Annotated in this window: 16 protein-coding genes; 5 read left to right on the top strand and 11 right to left on the bottom strand. The window is 43.7% G+C overall.

The window, feature by feature from the left end:
• Positions 1–12: 12 nt before the first annotated feature.
• Together LCM09_RS04750 and LCM09_RS04755 are read right to left on the bottom strand one after the other, a co-directional pair.
• On the bottom strand, positions 13–1380 hold the full coding sequence (locus LCM09_RS04750) for a glucose-6-phosphate isomerase (protein ID WP_224879090.1): 1368 nt from the start codon (positions 1378–1380) through the stop codon (positions 13–15).
• Between the two features lie 199 nt (positions 1381–1579).
• A complete protein-coding gene (locus LCM09_RS04755) occupies positions 1580–2743 on the bottom strand; it encodes an iron-containing alcohol dehydrogenase (protein WP_224879092.1) in 1164 nt (387 codons plus the stop codon).
• A gap of 163 nt (positions 2744–2906) precedes the next feature.
• Here LCM09_RS04755 and LCM09_RS04760 point away from each other — a divergent pair, with 163 nt between their 5' ends.
• Positions 2907–3137 (top strand): DUF378 domain-containing protein, encoded by a 231-nt coding sequence (locus tag LCM09_RS04760; protein ID WP_224879094.1) that lies wholly within the window; start codon positions 2907–2909, stop codon positions 3135–3137.
• A 38-nt stretch (positions 3138–3175) separates the two neighbouring features.
• Here LCM09_RS04760 and yugI read toward each other — a convergent pair whose 3' ends face one another.
• Entirely contained in the window at positions 3176–3589 is a 414-nt protein-coding gene (gene yugI / locus LCM09_RS04765) for a S1 domain-containing post-transcriptional regulator GSP13 (RefSeq protein ID WP_224879096.1), read from the bottom strand.
• A 301-nt stretch (positions 3590–3890) separates the two neighbouring features.
• Here yugI and LCM09_RS04770 point away from each other — a divergent pair, with 301 nt between their 5' ends.
• Together LCM09_RS04770 and LCM09_RS04775 are read left to right on the top strand one after the other, a co-directional pair.
• The gene (locus LCM09_RS04770) at positions 3891–5231 is read left to right on the top strand and encodes a sodium-dependent transporter (RefSeq protein WP_224879098.1); all 1341 of its coding nucleotides are present in this window, start codon (positions 3891–3893) and stop codon (positions 5229–5231) included.
• 178 nt (positions 5232–5409) lie between these two features.
• Positions 5410–6237, top strand: coding sequence for an alpha/beta fold hydrolase (locus tag LCM09_RS04775; RefSeq protein ID WP_224879100.1), 828 nt, complete (start codon positions 5410–5412; stop codon positions 6235–6237).
• A gap of 25 nt (positions 6238–6262) precedes the next feature.
• Here the strand turns inward: LCM09_RS04775 and LCM09_RS04780 are convergent, their stop codons facing one another.
• On the bottom strand, positions 6263–6592 hold the full coding sequence (locus tag LCM09_RS04780; RefSeq protein ID WP_224879102.1) for a hypothetical protein: 330 nt from the start codon (positions 6590–6592) through the stop codon (positions 6263–6265).
• A gap of 430 nt (positions 6593–7022) precedes the next feature.
• Between LCM09_RS04780 and modA the strand changes: the two genes are divergently transcribed.
• Positions 7023–7769 carry a molybdate ABC transporter substrate-binding protein gene (modA, locus tag LCM09_RS04785; RefSeq protein WP_224879104.1) on the top strand — a complete coding sequence of 249 codons (747 nt, stop codon included), beginning with the start codon at positions 7023–7025 and terminating at the stop codon, positions 7767–7769.
• 5 nt (positions 7770–7774) lie between these two features.
• A complete protein-coding gene (gene modB, locus LCM09_RS04790) occupies positions 7775–8437 on the top strand; it encodes a molybdate ABC transporter permease subunit (protein ID WP_224879106.1) in 663 nt (220 codons plus the stop codon).
• Positions 8438–8485: 48 nt separating this feature from the next.
• Here modB and LCM09_RS20680 read toward each other — a convergent pair whose 3' ends face one another.
• From LCM09_RS20680 to sftI, 7 genes are all read right to left on the bottom strand, one after another.
• Complete coding sequence (locus tag LCM09_RS20680; protein ID WP_263622822.1) at positions 8486–8620, bottom strand: hypothetical protein; 135 nt, start codon at positions 8618–8620, stop codon at positions 8486–8488.
• 152 nt (positions 8621–8772) lie between these two features.
• The gene (locus tag LCM09_RS04795) at positions 8773–9681 is read right to left on the bottom strand and encodes an AEC family transporter (protein WP_224879108.1); all 909 of its coding nucleotides are present in this window, start codon (positions 9679–9681) and stop codon (positions 8773–8775) included.
• A gap of 73 nt (positions 9682–9754) precedes the next feature.
• Complete coding sequence (locus LCM09_RS04800) at positions 9755–11188, bottom strand: aldehyde dehydrogenase family protein (RefSeq protein WP_224879109.1); 1434 nt, start codon at positions 11186–11188, stop codon at positions 9755–9757.
• A gap of 16 nt (positions 11189–11204) precedes the next feature.
• On the bottom strand, positions 11205–12098 hold the full coding sequence (locus LCM09_RS04805; protein ID WP_224879111.1) for a class II fructose-bisphosphate aldolase: 894 nt from the start codon (positions 12096–12098) through the stop codon (positions 11205–11207).
• 16 nt (positions 12099–12114) lie between these two features.
• On the bottom strand, positions 12115–12843 hold the full coding sequence (locus tag LCM09_RS04810; RefSeq protein ID WP_224879113.1) for a GntR family transcriptional regulator: 729 nt from the start codon (positions 12841–12843) through the stop codon (positions 12115–12117).
• The gene (locus LCM09_RS04815; protein ID WP_224879115.1) at positions 12833–13996 is read right to left on the bottom strand and encodes a diphosphate--fructose-6-phosphate 1-phosphotransferase; all 1164 of its coding nucleotides are present in this window, start codon (positions 13994–13996) and stop codon (positions 12833–12835) included. The genes LCM09_RS04810 and LCM09_RS04815 overlap by 11 nt, the downstream gene beginning before the upstream one ends.
• Positions 13997–14010: 14 nt before the next feature.
• A complete protein-coding gene (sftI, locus tag LCM09_RS04820) occupies positions 14011–15354 on the bottom strand; it encodes a sulfoquinovose isomerase (protein ID WP_224879117.1) in 1344 nt (447 codons plus the stop codon).
• Positions 15355–15408: the final 54 nt, after the last annotated feature.

A 15408-nucleotide genomic window follows, 5' to 3' on the forward strand; every position in this document is an offset into this window, starting at 1 on the left:
TCTTTTACCTATTTATTCATTTCCCATTGAGTTCAAACGATCTTCAAGCTCAGCTTTTTCTTTTTCGAAGCCTGGTTTCCCTAGAAGAGCGAACATGTTCTTTTTGTACGCTTCGACTCCTGGCTGATCGAATGGATTCACGCCTAGAAGGTAACCGGATACCGCACATGCTTTCTCAAAGAAGAATGCAAGGTAACCGAAGTGATAAGGAGTAAGCTCTGGGATGTTGACGATCAAGTTTGGTACGTCACCATCAGTGTGTGCAAGCATCGTCCCTTCGAACGCTTTCTGGTTCACGTAATCCATCGTTTCACCAGCAAGGTAGTTCAGCTTATCAAGGTTCTTGTCGTCTTCTTCAATCGTGATCTCATGACGCGCTTTCTCAACGTTAAGAACCGTTTCGAAGAGGCTACGACGGCCATCTTGAACGTATTGACCCATAGAATGAAGGTCAGTTGAGAAGTCAACAGATGCAGGGAATAGTCCTTTGTTATCTTTTCCTTCACTTTCGCCGAAGAGCTGCTTCCACCATTCAGCAAAGTAATGAAGAGATGGCTCATAGTTAACGAGAAGCTCGATGTTGATGCCTTTGTTGTAAAGAGCATTACGAACTGCCGCATACTGATAAGCTTGGTTAGACGCAAGATCAGGAGTGTTAAGATCATCTGCAGCGTCTTCGGCACCCTTCATCATGTCTTGAATGGAAATGCCACTAACTGCGATAGGAAGAAGTCCAACAGCTGTTAGGACAGAGTAACGTCCACCAACGTCATCTGGAATGACGAAGCTTTCATAGCCTTCTTCGTCTGCAAGTGTCTTAAGAGCACCTTTCTCTTTATCCGTTGTTGCATAGATGCGTCTTCTTGCTTCTTCAACACCATACTTTTCTTCAAGAAACTTCCTGAAGATACGGAATGCGATCGCAGGCTCAGTCGTTGTACCTGATTTCGAAATAACGTTAACGGAAACGTCTTTTCCTTCAAGAAGACTGAATAGATCTTTCACGTAAGTAGAGCTAATGTTGTTTCCAACAAAGAAAACTTGAGGCGTTTTGCGCTCTTCTTTTGAAAGTGTGTTATAGAAAGAATGGTTCAACATCTCGATTGCAGCACGTGCACCAAGGTATGAGCCACCGATTCCTACAACCAGTAGTACGTCAGAATCTGACTTGATTTTCTCAGCAGATTTTTCGATGCGAGAAAATTCCTCTTTGTCATAGTCATGAGGAAGTGTGAGCCAGCCAAGAAAGTCATTTCCAGCCCCTGTTTGGTTATGTAGTGCTTCGTGAGCAGCTTTTACTGCATCCTTCATGTATGTTACTTCATGTTCGCCGACAAACGACAATGCTTTTGAATAATCAAAACTTACTTTTGAAGTCATTGTTAGCCTCCAATATCGAATTTTGTTCGCTATACGTGTTCATCTTCACTTTATCGAAAGAAGAATTTTAAATCAAGAAGACTGATTGATGTAAGCGATTACCCATTGAAATTTTCTTTAAAATATTCGATATACTGCTAAAATTACCCATCAATACCAATAAAAGACCGTTCTTACCGAACGGCCTTTACAAACATTTTTATAGTGAAGCTTTAAGAATCGACATAACATCATCACGTTCAAGTGATTTAAAGTTACCGAAAGCACCATTTGCCATCGCGCGATCTGCGATTAGATCTAGCTTGCTGTCATCGATATCGTAGTCAGCCAGGCGGTTTGGTGCACCGAGGCTTGTCCAGAATTCGCTTAGCTTATCGATTCCTTCAAGAGCGATGTCGCGATCTGTTTTACCTTCTTCACTAACGTTTAGAACGTTAACTGCAAGACGCTTGAATTTATCTACGTTCACTTCAAGGTCGTGCTTCATGAGGTTAGGGAATAGGATCGCAAGACCACCCGCATGCGGAATATCATATACAGCTGAAACAGCATGCTCAATGTTGTGAGCAGCCCAGTCACCGCGAACGCCCATTTGTAGAGATTGGTTAAGAGCAACTGTACCACTTAGCATGATTGTTGCGCGAAGATCGTAGTTCTTTGGATCTTCAAGCAGCTTAGGTGCTGCATCTTTAATCGTGTTGAGCACAGAGAACTGCATGTTTTCTTGAAGCTCTGTATTCGTTTCGGAGTGTAAGTACTGTTCAAGTACGTGAGACATCATATCGACCATACCGTAAACCGTTTGGTCTGTAGGAACAGAGTACGTATGCTCTGGATCTAGAATTGAGAACTGAGGATGAACGAGCGGGTGGCCCCAGCCGTACTTCTCATTCGTTTCCCAGTTCGTGATAACAGAACCAGGGTTCATTTCTGAACCAGTAGCTGCAAGAGTTAGAACAGTTCCGAATGGAAGAGCAGCTTCAGGAGCAGCTTTCTTCGTTACGAAGTCCCACACATCTCCATCGTATTTTGCACCAGCAGCGATTGCTTTCGTGCAGTCGATCACACTTCCGCCACCTACAGCTAGAATGAAGTCGATGCCTTCGTTCTTACAGATCTCTACACCTTTGTGTACGGTTGTAAGACGTGGGTTTGGTTCTACCCCGCTTAGTTCAGAAACCTCTGCGCCAAGCTCTTTCAATGTATTCATCACGTTATCATAAATACCGTTCTTCTTAATGCTTCCTCCGCCATAAACGACCAAGACGCGCTTGCCGTATTGCGGTATTTCAGTCTTCAGCGCTTCTAATTGACCTTTGCCGAAGATTAGTTTCGTTGGGTTTTGAAAAGTAAAGTTATTCAATGTGTTCTCTCCTTTCAAGCTAAATCACGTCTTATTATGCCTTAACTCTGTACTAAAATAAAGAAATCTGTTTGGCAAAATTTATTACGAGATGTATAACATTTGGAAATGGAGTTATCTTATGAAAGAACACCTATGTTTCCTAGATAAAGGAGGTATACTCATGAGTACTCTACAACGATTTACTCTTGCACTTGTTATTATTGGAGCGATTAATTGGGGGCTGATTGGTTTCTTCCAGTTCGACCTTGTGGCAGCTATCTTCGGAGGGCAAAACGCTGCATTGGCTCGAATCGTTTATGGTCTTGTAGGACTTAGTGGTCTTTATTGCTTAACACTATTATTCAAGCCAGCTGAGGAACTAACAACAGAACCTGATCGTTCCACGACCTAAAAAAAGAAGGCAGCCATGATGGCTGCCTTCTTTCATTATTATTTCTTAAGACGCTTGTTCAATTGTGCTTGACGGTCGTTAGACTCTTTCAACCAATCTTTAAGCTTGTCTTCAAGTGTGTTGAAGCCTTGTGGAGAAGAAGCTTGTTGTTGAGGCTTCTTATTTCCGCCACTAGCTGGACGAGGTTTCTTTTCCTGTCTCTCAGGCTTAGGCTGAGTAGCGCGGATAGAAAGAGAGATCTTACCAGAATCTTCTTCTATGTTAAGAACTTTAACTTTTACTTCGTCTCCTACTGAAAGATGTTCTTCGATTTCTTTTACGTAGCCGTGAGAAATCTCTGAGATGTGAACAAGACCTTGCTTTTGGTTATCGATAGCAACGAATGCACCAAAAGGTTTAATACCTGTTACCTTCCCTTCTACGATATCACCGACGTTATATTGTTCTGCCATGAAAACACTCCTAACAAATTTTTTCAACTTAACTAGTATAACACAGATTTCGTTCCAAAACAAAAGTCATGAATTCTACTCACTAGAATCATACCGTTCATATATGGGAATATCAAGAGTGAGACATTCGAGATTCCCCAATCTTTTTTCAAATCTATTTTAACAAGGAAAACGGCTATAAATCCAGTCATAGCTGCTTTGCTGTTATGTGGTAAATCATAACAGAATTTTTTGATATTGACGCTAGTTGCACTGTTGGCTATAGTGTGTAAATGCGACTTATAACAATTGAGGTGACAATATGAGTACGAACGAGCAATGGTCTTCCCGTTTCGGGTTCATTCTTGCATCCGCAGGATCAGCAATTGGACTCGGCGCACTTTGGAAGTTTCCCTACATGGCAGGTACGAATGGCGGAGGAGCTTTCTTCCTCGTTTTCTTACTTTTCACTTTCTTAGTAGGAGCTCCTATGCTTCTCGCAGAATTTGTAGTAGGAAGACATTCAAAGAAAGATGCAGTAGCAGCTTATGAAGAAATATCAGGAAGCCCTAAGTGGAGATCACTTGGTTACCTTGGCGTTATTGCTTCATTTATTATTCTTTCTTTTTATAGCGTTATAGGTGGTTGGGTTCTTACTTATTTACTCAGAAGTTTCTCAGGCTCATTAACAGGTCTTGAGAGTAATGTATATGGAACGTTATTTGAATCCATCATCGGTGATCCAGCTACTGCTCTCCTTTCGCAGGCGGCGTTTCTAGCGATTACGATATCCGTTGTGCAATTCGGTATCCAAAAAGGAATCGAAGTAGCGAGTAAATATATGATGCCATCACTTTTTCTTCTCTTTATTATACTGGTAGTACGATCTCTTACGCTTGAGAACTCGTTAGAAGGTGTAGCTTTCTTCCTTCAGCCTGATTTTTCAAAACTGACTGCTGAAGGCGTGCTCGATGCGCTTGGTCAATCATTCTTTGCGCTGAGCGTGGGTATATCACTTATGGTGACGTACAGCTCATATCTTAGTAAGAACGCGAATATTACAGGATCCGTATTTTCTGTTGTAGGCTTGAACATTTTTATTTCGTTCCTTGCTGGTCTTGCGATCTTCCCTGCCGTCTTTTCATTCGGTTTCGAACCAGCGGGCGGTCCAGGACTAATCTTTACAGTACTGCCTGCTGTTTTTAACCAGATGGCATTTGGTAACCTTTTCTTAGCGACGTTTATGGCACTTCTTTTATTCGCAACTTTGACCTCTGCGTTTTCCCTGCTTGAGATTATCGTTGCAACGGTAACGAAAGGACAAGGCAATCGGAAAAAGGCTGCATGGATCTCTGGATTCTTTATCTTCATCCTTGGAATTCCTTCAGCCCTTTCGTTCGGTGTACTTTCTGACGTTTCACTTATGGGAAGAGGAATCTTTGATGTGATGGATTTTCTTGCGAGTAATTTGTTTATGCCGATTGGCGCATTGTTGATTTCGATTTTTGTTTCGAGGAAGATGAAGAAAGATATTCTTCAAAATGAAGTGATGATGGGGTCTAAGATTGGAAAAGTCATTTTCCCTGCCTGGTTTGCGTTGATTCGCTATATCGTACCAGCAGCCATCACGATTGTTCTGATCACATCCCTTCTTTCATATTAATTTACAGAATCATGTATAGAAATTGGATCACATGGCAATAACAGTATTATTAAGCTATCTATATTCCCCCTTTTTGATGACGGAGCGTATGCTTCGTCTTTTTTTTATGCTCATAATCAGTCCTGTTTTAAGCCAAACTTATTATACAGAGTCTAACTAGGAGGGAGAATGAGGGAAGATGTTCGTACAGTCTAAAGACAAGATCGATCTTCGTAACGTGACAATTTCTTATGAATATTATCATGCAGCAAATCCACATGCCGATACGCTCGTTTTTATTCATGGGTTTCTTTCATGTTCGTTTAGCTTTCGAAAGCTCTTCCCTTTACTCTACAACGATTACAACCTTCTCTGCTTTGACCTTCCTGGATTTGGTGAGAGCGAGAAGATCAGTTCAATACATTACTCGCTTCACGAATACGCAGCTCTTACAAATGATTTGTTAGATCGACTGAGCATTCAGAAAGCAATATTAATCGGGCATTCCATGGGTGGCCAAATCGCACTTAGAACATGTATCCAACATCCTGAGCGAGTTGAGAAGCTTATCCTTCTTTGTAGCTCGAGCTACATTAAATCATCATCGTTACCACTGAGACTGTGCTCTTACCTTCCGTTCTTCCCTTATTGTTTAAGTATAGGCATGAGTTCGATCAACATTGAAAAGAACTTCCAGCATCTCGTGTACGATCACAAGCTACTCACTCAAGAGGTTATTGATGGGTATACAACGAGCTTCAACGAGAAGGGGTTTTTTACCGCTCTTGCCAAGTTGGTTCGTGAGCGAGAAGAAGATCTATCTACAAGCGCTTTGAATAAAATCAATTTTCCTGTTCTGCTTATCTGGGGAGAAGATGACCGACTTGTACCGTTACGAGTCGGCGAGCGAATGAAGAAAGATTTACCTGATGCGGAACTCCTCGTATTTCCACACACAGGCCACTTGATTCCAGAAGAGCATCCTCTGGAAACAGCAGATGCGATTCGTTCGTTTTTAACAAAATAAATACCGCTCCATAACCTGGAGCGGTTTACTTGTCTGTGACCAATTGTGTTTCGTCTTTAAGAAGTATACTTAAAAAGCCTGATGTAATTAGAAATACTGCCGGTATGATATAAAAGACGGATAAAAAGATAATGCCTCCTACTGCTGAAACCAACAAACAAAACCCTCCGACGATCGGTCGTGACTTTACTAGATAACAACCGATGATCGCCATAATAGGAAAAAGAAACGCGATTATAGATGATAGATCTTGTAGGTGAAATAGAGGTATGATATCGAACCTGGAAAGCACCGCTGCAATGACACTTAAAATACTTCCAGCTAGCGCCAGTCTAAACATGCGTCTTTGTTTCATTCTATTCCCTCTCTCATTATGCGGAAGCTGAGTCATATAAACTAATTCGATTTAACCGTCGTTCATCCTTCCTTCTTGCTAACATTCATCTATTTTATCATGAATAATGTAGCATCTAGAGGTGGAATGAGGAACGTATGTTTGCTATAGACACTACCTCGAATTAATCTCAATTCCATTTTAGTAGTTATCTTCCATATAAGCACTAGCTATTCGGTATTTTCTTATATAATTCGTCAATATTTCCAAGGAAATGACGTATACTCATCGCTAAATTAACCCATTTTTCTTGTTCTGGTAGAGACATGTGAATTTACTATCCTACGAAATAAATCTACCATCTTAAGTGGAAAAATGATATAACACACGCAAAAGATTTTTTCTTCGTTATAATAAATGAAAGATACCTTCCAACGAGGAGATTTTACATATGAAACTTCGTATTCTACTAGTCGTCATGTCTCTTATTCTTGCAGGCTGTCAAACAAGTGACGATCCAAACCAAACCATTACAGTCGCAGCTGCATCGAGTTTAAGTGATGCAATGGAAGAAACAATAGAGTCATATGAAGAGACTCATCCAGATATCGATATTTCGTTACACGTAGCGTCTTCAGGCGTATTAGCGAACCAAATCAAACAAGAAGCTCCGATCGATGTGTTTGTATCAGCATCAAACGAACACTTTTCAGCTGTTGATAGTCTTATGGATGATACATATAGAACCGATTTGTTGACTAATGAATTAGTGGTTATTACGAAAGAGGACACAACAGTCACGACATGGGATGACCTTTTATCCAAGAACGTTAAGAGGATTGCGATTGGAACGCCTGAAACCGTGCCGGCGGGTGCTTATGCACAAGAAGCGTTAACATCCATGGACCTATGGAAGGATCTAGAGAGTAAGCTCATATACAGCAAGGATGTTAGACAGGTTCTTACATACGTAGAAACAGGCAATTCAGAAGCAGGAATCGTATATAGTAGTGACCTCAATGCTTCAGAGGATGTTATGATGGTTGCTAGAGTTCCGCAAGAAAACTATTCTACGATCATATATCCTGCAGGAGTTGTGAAGGGCGCACCTCAAGCTGCAGAAGAATTCTTCACCTACTTAAAAAGCGATCAAGCAATGCAAACATTCGAAGACTATGGATTTAAACGAAACGAGTGATTCACGTGCCAGCATCTTTCATTGACCCTATACTAATCTCACTAAAAATCGCTACCGTCTCAACCCTTATCGTTACGATCATTGGAATTGCGGTCAGCCGCTTCATGGCAAACCGAACGTTTCGAGGAAAAAGTATGATCGATACACTTCTTATGCTCCCTCTCGTCCTCCCTCCATCAGTAGTGGGATTCATCCTTTTAGTTGGATTTGGAGCGAGCAGCCCCGTAGGAAGATGGATCGAGACGATTTTCCAACATCCGCTCGTCTTCACATGGCAAGCTGGCGTTGTTGCCTCAAGTGTTGTGGCGTTTCCATTGATGTATCAATCCGCTCGTATAGGATTCGAATCAGTCGATTCTAATTTAGAAGATGCAGCCCGCGTTGACGGTGGTGGCAAATGGACTGTGTTATGGACGATCTCGCTTCCCCTCTCGTTGAACGCAATTGTATCTGGCATCATTCTGAGCTTTGCTCGCGCACTAGGGGAATTTGGCGCAACGCTCATGTTTGCTGGTAACCTCCCTGGTAAAACTCAAACGATGCCGACAGCAATCTACGTAGCAATCGATTCAGGAAAAATGGAATTAGCATGGGCATGGGTCGCAATTACAATGCTCATATCGATGGTCATGCTTTTACTTAGCTACCGTGTAAGCGTTAGAACATAATGAGAGAAATTAAAGGAGACAGGAATATTCCTGTCTCCTTGGTTTTTATTATTTTTGTTGGTAAAACGGATTTCCGCTTATTACTTTTCTTGTCTCATCAGTTAGCTTGAATGGTGGTTTACTCTCACCAGAACCTTTAGAGGGAACAGAGCTACCGTCGAAATGAATTGGTTTTCCATTCATTTTCTAACTCCTCCTTTAGATTAGTACTTCTATTTTACTTTGAATCCTAAAATAAAGGAATAGATTCCCATGTAATTTATTTCAATCCCTTTTCACTATTTAAATATAATGAATCTCAAAATGAAAGACGCCCCTTAGTTTAGGAGCGTCTTCTATACAAATGTCGTTGCTAAATAGATTACGACTGGCATAGTAACTAGGCTCGATAAGGTTGAGACCAATGTCGCACTCGAGACATTCTGTGGTTCAGTATGAAATTGAATAGCATACATCGTTGTATTTGCGGCGGTTGGGGTTGCTGCCATGATGATCATAATTTGTTTTGTCATCGTATCAACCGGCATCAATAGCACGATGCCCGCTGCGATGATTGGTGCAATCATTAGTTTAAGAGAAAGAGCTGTCGAGAGCTTGCGCCAATCGATCGATTTCACTGTGATATTCCTTAGCTGCATACCTAGCGTTACCATGATGACCGGTATCGCAGCGTCTGCGATCAAATCGATCCCTCCAGCTATCGTGCCGAGAGGAATCTGTAACCATTGAAACAACAAGCCGATGATCGCGCCATACACCATTGGCATGCGCCTCACTGCTCGTAGTGCTGCTTTAAATCCATCATGATTTGGACTACCTTTCGCCGCATAGTACACGCCGAGCGTACTCATCAATAACTGTTGAAGCACCATTAATACGATGGCTGTTTCCATTCCGACTGTCCCAAATAAAAAGAGTATGAGTGGCGTTCCATAGTTTCCATTATTCATAAATGCGCTCGAAAGCACTAGACCGCACCGCTCTGACTCTGTAAATCGATACATCCTCGATAGAATACTCACGATTACGATCAATGCGAAACAAAGTCCAAGCATGTAAATGGAGAGATACCCATAGGATGAATCGATTTCCTGTTCATAGAACGTTCGAAACACTAAGAATGGCACCAATACGTACAAAGCTAGATTAGAAAGAACCTTTGTCTCAAGTTTCAAAAAGCGCTGTGCAATATACCCGACGCCAAACACAAAAAAGATCGGTAACAAAATCGTGATGATCGCCATACTCATTCTCCTTCACCTTTAACGTGTTCAACACTTATAAAAAGGGATCCAAATATCTGGACCCCTTTCCTGTCTATCCGTTAAACACGACGATTTTCTCTTCTGTCATCTCTTCGATCGCATAGCGTGGACCTTCTTTTCCTGTCCCGCTCTTCTTCACACCGCCGTATGGCATGTGATCAACACGGTACCCTGACGTATCATTGATGATAAGGCCACCAACATGAACCTCATTGATTGCTTTTAGCGTAAATGCGAGGTCGTTCGTAAACAACCCTGCTTGAAGACCGTACTCCGAATCATTCACGCGTGCGATCACTTCATCCTCTGAGCGATACGTGCTCACCGCAACAACAGGACCGAAAACTTCCTGACGACAAACCTTCATGTCATCGTTTACGTTTGTGAGAATCGTAGGTTGATAGAATACACCGTCACGCTTGCCGCCGGTTTCAATCTTCGCATCCTGCTCGACCGCTTCGTTCACCCAGCCCTCAACACGAATCGCTTCACGCTCAGCGATCATCGGCCCAATGTTCGTTGCGTCATCCATCGGATCTCCAAGTACCAGGCTCTCTGTTACTTCCTTCATTTTCTCAAGGAACGGCTCGTAAATATCTTCATGCACATACACGCGCTGAACTGAGATACAAACTTGCCCCGCATTGTTGAAGCTCTTCTGGGCAGCAAGCGTCGCTGCTGTTTCAACATCTGCATCACTATGAACGATCGTAGCCGAATTGTTTCCTAATTCAAGCGACACATTGCGAAGACCAGCTTTTTCACGAATGTACTGACCGACACGCGGACTACCTGTAAACGTAAACATGTTCACATCCTGATTTGAGATCAACCATTCACCAACAGTCGCACCTTCACCGGTCACAAGGTTCAACCGACCAGCAGGAAGGCCAGCTTCTTCCATGATTTCAGTTAAGATGATCGCACTTACCGGCGTTACTTCTGCCGGCTTCAATACCACGCTGTTTCCAGCTGCGATCGCAGGTCCAATTTTATGACAAACAAGGTTTAGAGGAACGTTGAATGGTGTGATCGCTGCGACAACACCGATTGGAAAACGTCTTGTGAACGCCTGACGCTTTTCAGATCCAGGAGCTGCTTCAACGGGAATGCCTTCACCGTGGATGCGTTTTGCTTCTTCAGCTGATACTTCTAGCGTGAGTGCTGCTCGGCCAACTTCACCTTTACACTCAGCAAGTGGTTTTCCAACTTCTTTTGCGAGTACTTCACCAAGCTCATCTTGACGCGCACGAAGCGCAGCCGCTGCCTTGATCAATACACTGTAGCGGTCATAAGGTGAAAAAGGTGTTTTCATTGCGTCTTTAGCCGCCTGGACTGCATCGTTTACATCCTGCTCGTCAGCTGCCGCTGTTTTCGCCGTTACTTCCTGCGTGTATTTATTAAGAACATCGTCTGTTTTTGCTTTCTCTCGCCATTCGCCATTGATGTACAAGCCATATGTACGTACTGAAGTTTGTGTACTCATCGATTCATCATCCTCCTTAAGAAATGGTAATGACCTTTTTGTTTGTTAAAAGTTCTTCTGCCTTGTTCTGGCTACCGAATACACGGATCTTCTCCTGAACTTTCTCTTTCATACGCTCTCGACCGCGTCCAAGCGTGCTTGCGATTACGATATCATTCGGATTCTCAGCAAATGCTTCTTGAACGCCTCTTGTAAATGCCTGACGTAGTTCTGTATCTACGTTGATCTTCGCAATTCCAAGTGAAATCGCACGCTGTACCTGCTCATCCGGTACATCTGACCCACCGTGAAGTACAACCGGGCGTTTTACTGCATCAACAATCTCTTTCAAGCGATCAAAGCGAAGGTTCGGCGTTTGTTTGTAGATGCCATGTGCTGTTCCGATCGAGACTGCAAGGTAATCAACATCCGTTGCCTCAACGAATGCGACCGCTTCTTCAGTCGTTGTGATAAGCGCATCTTTTTCATCTACTGTGATGTCGTCTTCTGTACCACCGATCTTACCGATTTCACCTTCAGAACCGATTCCGAGCGCTCGTGCGATATCGACAACTTTTTTCGTCGTCGCTGTATTTTCTTCGAACGAGAGACCAGAGCCGTCGAACATAACGGATTGAAAGCCCATTTGAACGGCTTGCATCGTTTGTTCGAACTGACGGCTATGATCAAGGTGAATCGCAACAGGTACGTTGTATTCTTTTTCATACGTATCGATCAAGTTCTTCAACGCTTCCATTCCGAGCGTTTGAATTACTTTTTGTCCAACTTGAATCATGATTGGAGCCTTCTCTTCATGGGCGGCCTCCAGTATCGCAACAACCGTTTCTGCGTTATGTGCGCTGAAAGCACCTACTCCGTATCCGTTTTGAAAAGCATGGTCAAGTATCGTTTTCCCATCAATAAATGGCATGTGATATGCTCCCTTCTTATCGTTTCAATTCAATATGATAGTGGTACTGATCGCTTCTATATTTCGTTCTCGTATATTCGATCGGATGATCGTTCAGCCCGTAGCTAAGACGCGTCATTTCGAGTAATGCCTCTCCAGGACGGATCGCCAGCAAGTCTGCTTCATCGATCGTCGCGTTCATCGCTGCGATACGTTCGTTTGCGCGATTTAGATAAATCTGGTCGTTCTCCAGAATTTCATAGTACTTCGCTTCATTGAGATCATGTTTCATTAAAAGCTGCCCGATTTCTTCAGGCCAGCAGCTTCGCTCGAGCGCGACCGGCGTATCATCTGAAAAACGAATTCTTTCTATTAAAAGAATTGGAGAATCTTCTGGAACCTGAAGCATTTCCTTTTCGTGATAAAGGTTCGTTTTAAATTCAGCTCGAATTAGTTTTGAACGAGGAACAGAACCGCGCTCCATCACTTCCTCTGCGAATCCTTTTAACTGTCCGAGGTTTCCAACGAGCTGTTGCGGTTTCACGACCGTTCCTCTGCCCTGTTTCTTTTCAAGAAGGCCGTTCTGTACGAGGACAGTGATCGCCTGGCGAATCGTTGTCCGACTTACACCAAACTCTTTAATTAGCTCCTGTTCGGTCGGAATCAATTCATTCGCTTTCCAAGAGCCGTTTTGAATACGATCGATCAAAATATCTTTTATTTGTAGGTAGAGGGCTTCGCCTTTAGTAAACTGTTCATTCGACATACACTTCGTCTCCTTTTAGCGGTGGAGGATAGATTGACACATCCTCTCCTATAAGCGGCTTCAACCACTCATAGTATAGCTTCCGATTTTGGATGAACTGCTCTGGCATGACGCGTTCTCCCGCTTTTACCACAGCTTCGAGCTGTACAGGAATCATACGAGCAGCATAACGATGGTGGGAATGACGCGCGATCGAAACCATCACGTTCGATAATCCATCACGAATCCATTCTGCACCAACTCTACCTACAGTATAAGCTTCTTCACGATCGATGTCAGATACAACGGCTGAAAAACTCCGCTGATTCATTCCGAGAAGCTCTGCTCTCGTCATCACGTTGCATTCTTTTTTCAAAAAAGCTGCGATTTCATTTGAGATCCCACCAAGCACCGATCTCCCATCGACGATTTCTCGTTGCACCTGAGCGCCTTCACTCCACGTTACACCTTCACTCACAACGACTGTTGCATGGCCGAAACGCCTGAGTGCACTCGTCACTCCATCTAAAAGTGCTTCTCGCTCAAGCGGTCGTTCTGGAATCGCGATAACATGTGGTCCTTCTTCTTCATACTTTTGCAGAAGACCTGACGCTGCAGCTAGCCATCCAGCATTTCTTCCCATCGTTTCAAGGACACGTACTTTTTCAAAATTCTTCATCGATGCGAGATCGCGACTCATATCTCTTGTCGCCTGCGCAACATATCGTGCCGAACTGCCGAATCCAGGCGCATGATCCGTTTCACCGAGGTCATTGTCGACCGTTTTCGGAAGACCTATTACCTGCAACGAATAGTTCTGCTTTTTCGCCTCGCGATCAACTTTTTTCAATGCCTCCATCGTGCCGTTTCCACCGATGAATACGAGCGCATCGACACCTTCTTCTTTAAGAAGTCTGACACCTCTTTCGATATGTTCATCCGTAAGAGGAAAACGTCCTGATCCAAGACACGCACCAGGAACATCGCGATGGAGGGAAATGCTCCTCAGCATCTCCTCATCGCCTTCATAGTAGCTTCCATTCGCTAATCCTTCATATCCATTTTTGATAAACAGCAGGGAATGAGTCCGTTCGATCTCCTGTACAAACCCTGCGAGAGTAGCATTGATTACGGCCGTAGGTCCCCCGGCCTGGCCAACGGCGACCTTTCTCATGCACCCCACTCCCTTCAGTTCTTTGTATAGACAGTGGTCTTTAGTCCTAGCTGTTTTCCAAGCTCTACTAACTCGTCAGCCACATCATCATAAACGATCGCATAGTGCGGTTCGAATCCTTCTTCCATCAACCCGTACAACGTGTCATTAATTTCTGTTTCAAGTTCAACTTCCACTGACGTTCCGTTGAAACGCTGTGGTGTATCGAGTGCGTTCCCGCGCATAACGAGAAGGCGGTAGCCCTCTGGCGTATAGCCTACTCGGAACATCGTCACGCGACCTGGCTTCAAACCAAATTCCATCGTAAAGCCGAGCTTACGGTTCGGGTGAACACCAGGCTTTGCACCTTGATCAGGATGTGCGAGGGAATATGCGCCAGCTCCGCAATGCCAGAACACAACAGAGTTACTTGCTTCGTTCACGTGTACCATGTCACCAAGATACGGCGCGCTACCAGTTAGCTGCTGAAGAATGAACATGGAAACAGAACCGTGGATATCTGATTCACATGACGACACAACACCATCTTCCGTGAACTGAGAAAGCGTGGAACAAGCCGCAGCTCCGAGCTCATTGAAAAAGTCCGGCCAGCAGCGGATCGCTAGCGCTGATACGTCTGCTTCATCGATCTGTTCCTGAACATATGTAGTAAACTGAGCAAAACGCTGAACCGTTTCTTCATTGCGGTTCAGGCCGATCACCTGCTGCTCTGCTCTCTCGATCGCACCTTCCCATTTCTCACGAGGAAGCTTCACACATTCTTCAAACGCTTTGTTGAGGTCAAAGTTCTTTACCGTTACACCAAGCTGTTTATGAAGTGCTTCTTCGTCCGTTCCTGAGAAAAAGAAGCCTGGAGGATGCTCGCCGATAACGCCGATGCGTAGGCCTTTCAAATCCTCGATGACCTTTTGAACTTTCAGCTGAACCTTTACGCGCTTTTGAACCTGCGCTTCGTCTGCATTTCCAAACACAAAGCTGAACGGATGTTTTGCACAGCGAAGCACGTGGCTCGTGCTGTTTCCACCTGTGAGTGAGTTCAGCCTTAACCTTCCGCCAACGCTCGGCTCTCTTACAGACCAAACGATAACTGGTGCTTCTACCTTCTTAACCAGTGCTTCAACGAATTCGCCATCCGCGAACGTAACGCTTTGGTAAATGCTTGCGATGATCTCCTCACTGTTAACGGTTTCAAGGAACTTCTCAAGATCTTCTGGAGATGTGATGATCTCCTCTGGTTCGATGACGTTCTCCGTTACGCTGTGGAGAAATTCAGAGCTTTTCTTTCTCTGAACTTCCCCCGCTTCTAGGTCAAATGTTTTTCTTCCGATCGGTACGTATAAAATGCTCGTTTTTGGCATGATTGGTCACAACCTTTCTTAGCTGTTCGTTACTCATACTGTATCATAAGTCAT

The sequence above is a fragment of the Guptibacillus algicola genome, assembly GCF_020171805.1.
GTDB lineage: Bacteria > Bacillota > Bacilli > Bacillales > Guptibacillaceae > Guptibacillus > Guptibacillus algicola.